The sequence below is a fragment of the Marinobacter sp. DSM 26671 genome, from assembly GCF_900112835.1.
GTDB classification, from domain to species: Bacteria; Pseudomonadota; Gammaproteobacteria; order Pseudomonadales; family Oleiphilaceae; genus Marinobacter; species Marinobacter flavimaris.
Genome location: NZ_FONF01000056.1, coordinates 1 through 2,400 on the forward strand (window position 1 = coordinate 1; position 2,400 = coordinate 2,400).

At 45.9% G+C, this 2,400-nt stretch carries 3 protein-coding genes; 1 reads left to right on the top strand and 2 read right to left on the bottom strand.

Annotated features, from left to right (window positions below; translation table 11 throughout):
• Positions 1-228: 228 nt before the first annotated feature.
• Entirely contained in the window at positions 229-540 is a 312-nt protein-coding gene (locus BM035_RS22040) for a hypothetical protein (RefSeq protein WP_092034439.1), read from the bottom strand.
• 107 nt (positions 541-647) lie between these two features.
• Positions 648-953 carry a DUF6626 family protein gene (locus BM035_RS23265; protein ID WP_092034441.1) on the bottom strand — a complete coding sequence of 102 codons (306 nt, stop codon included), beginning with the start codon at positions 951-953 and terminating at the stop codon, positions 648-650.
• 584 nt (positions 954-1,537) lie between these two features.
• Here BM035_RS23265 and BM035_RS22050 point away from each other — a divergent pair.
• The gene (locus BM035_RS22050; RefSeq protein ID WP_254775566.1) at positions 1,538-2,194 is read left to right on the top strand and encodes a tyrosine-type recombinase/integrase; all 657 of its coding nucleotides are present in this window, start codon (positions 1,538-1,540) and stop codon (positions 2,192-2,194) included.
• Positions 2,195-2,400: the final 206 nt, after the last annotated feature.

The following is a 2,400-nucleotide window of genomic DNA, read 5'->3' on the forward strand; positions in this document are numbered from 1 at the left end:
AGTTTTTCTTGGTCCAATTGCGTACCCACGATGGTATCCTTTTGAAAAGACTACTCAGTCGTGGGCAGTTACACAATTTGGTTTACAGCCTCCGCAAACGTGGCCTCCAGTAATGGAGGCTTTTTTATATTCAGCTATGCCTCTATCGCCATCGAGTTTTCTGTTTATAAATTACTTTAACAGATAAAAGAACCGTTAAATTTAAAAGCGAATTTTCACGCATGTCCACTAATTTTTCGGGCGCAGAGGTTTTATGGGTTTTTGGGGTTGCTTTTCTACAGGCTCTTGTTGCATGGGTTTATCAATTCTATTATTTTTGAACTTAGGAGCCGTACGATTTACCTTTTTCTCTTTTGGAACTATTACGGTTTTCTTTTTTACGTCCGGTGCTCGAGCTTTTCGGATCTGATTCACAGTGTCTTTGCTGCTGTCGATGATGAGTTCTAGTGCGGCGAGCTTCGCGTCGTAGTGCGATTTGTCCACGTTCTTTCGAATAATCTCCAGTGCTCGCTGAATGTCTCGTAAGGGTGTATTACTCATATTGCCTGTCCTGCGTTGGGTGGGGTAGAAAAATCACCACCTCAAATCTGTAAGTACTGGGTGCTAAAAATCCGCGCGCTGCACAATCGGTTGCTGTAGCACTGTTTTCAGTCATCTAGCCAGGTTAAAGTGCTGCGACTGTTGATGTGCTGGTGGCATTGCTCACTCAAAGATAGGAATGTTCTTCCAAGCTTCAGGTGGGTGTCTGTTTCTATCATTTTCGTACCGTAATGCTGTAGCTTGCTCGCGCAGATTGCGACAGTGCTTGTGCTCGGCTCTGCGCCTTTAAATCGTACGGTTCGCAAATAGCACTCACTTCTACACAGCCAATCGCTACTGAATTCGCTTTCGCTATTAACAGCGCCTATCTGTTTTAGTAAGTTGAACACTTCGTCTAATATCGTTTTTGCCACTGACTTTTCCTCTGTTGATAAATAACTGTAGATACATTGCAATTAGCCGCTGCATTGTATTTATCTGTTTACAGCACCCGTTAGAAATAGATGTCGAGTTTGCCAACTCAGGTTGATGCCAACGGAATTTCGTCTTTTCGCCAGCACCCTAGCTCCAACAGAGGCAACTTCTGTAGAAGAGGAACAAGACTTGAGGCTGAGAATTTCAGTACCTTGTGTGTGCTATGTCGGTAGTGTTTGGCTGGCATAGCATTGCGTTGCGAATAACTCAACGCACGTAAAAGCAACAGCGTAACCCCGCTTTCACCAGAACAATTCTGGTTGTGCGCAAACACTGACAGAGGAACTCACATAAAGCATGAAACTGTCAATTTGAGGCGTGAAGCCTCACTTTGACTTCAGAATCTACATAAATCGCCCAAAGACAAGAGACGAAAGAATACGCTGATGTGTTCGATTGGAGCGAGAGCGGAGTGAGACACAGAAAGCGTTTGAGGAAGCGCAAAGCGCTTACGCAACAGACAGATAGAATATAAGAAAATTATTAAACTGTTATATTTCAGTTTAACCAGCTGATTTTATTAATGTCTTTGGAGCTTAAGCATCGATTGCTCAAAATAAACGTCAGAAAATATACTGCTTACACGAAAACATTACATTTGGAGCAGATGATGGCGCAGGCGAAGACTTTGAGTAAGGCAGAACTGAAGCGCGTACTAGACGTCACAAAGGCGTGCAGCAAATACGCTGAACGCGATTGCACCATGCTATTGCTGACACATTGGTGCGGAATGCGAGTTGGTGAAGTGGCAGCGCTGCGTGTTGAGGACGTACTGGACAGCACTGGCGCAGTGAAAACGGAATTTACACTGGATGCCAGACGGACTAAAAGTAAACGTGCTCGCGCTGTGTACGTGCCTGCTCGGATGCAGAAAGAGCTTCAACGCTATACGCAGCAAACGCTAGACGGCGCTCGCAGCGGCTTTTTGTTCACAACGCAAAAGAGCCAGCGCTTCAGTTCGAACACTGCTACGCAGCTTCTACGACGCTTGTATGCACGTGCTGGCATTGCCGGAGCAACAAGTCACAGCGGACGGCGGACGTTTATTACTGAGCTGGCAGCGAAGGGAACGAGCGTGCGTGTGTTAGCTGAGCTTGCCGGACACCAGAGCATTGCTACAACGCAGCGCTACATCGACATTCAGCCGCACATGCTGCGCAACGCTGTAGAGCTTCTCTAATAGCCTTCTTCGATAAATGGGTCGAGTTCGCTGATAGCTATTCAGGTCGTATCAAATTCGTCAGTAGAAAGCTGATATTTCAGGCACGCATACAGCTCAACCAGGTACTGCGAGGCTGTAAACCAAATTGTGTAACTGCCCACGACTGAGTAGTCTTTTCAAAAGGATACCATCGTGGGTACGCAATTGGACCAAGAAAAACTTAA

Bases quoted from the DNA above. Each gene is read 5' to 3' on its own strand.
- BM035_RS22040 (WP_092034439.1), bottom strand. From the start codon at position 540: ATGAGTAATACACCCTTACGAGACATTCAGCGAGCACTGGAGATTATT.
- BM035_RS22050 (WP_254775566.1), top strand. From the start codon at position 1,538: ATGTCTTTGGAGCTTAAGCATCGATTGCTCAAAATAAACGTCAGAAAA.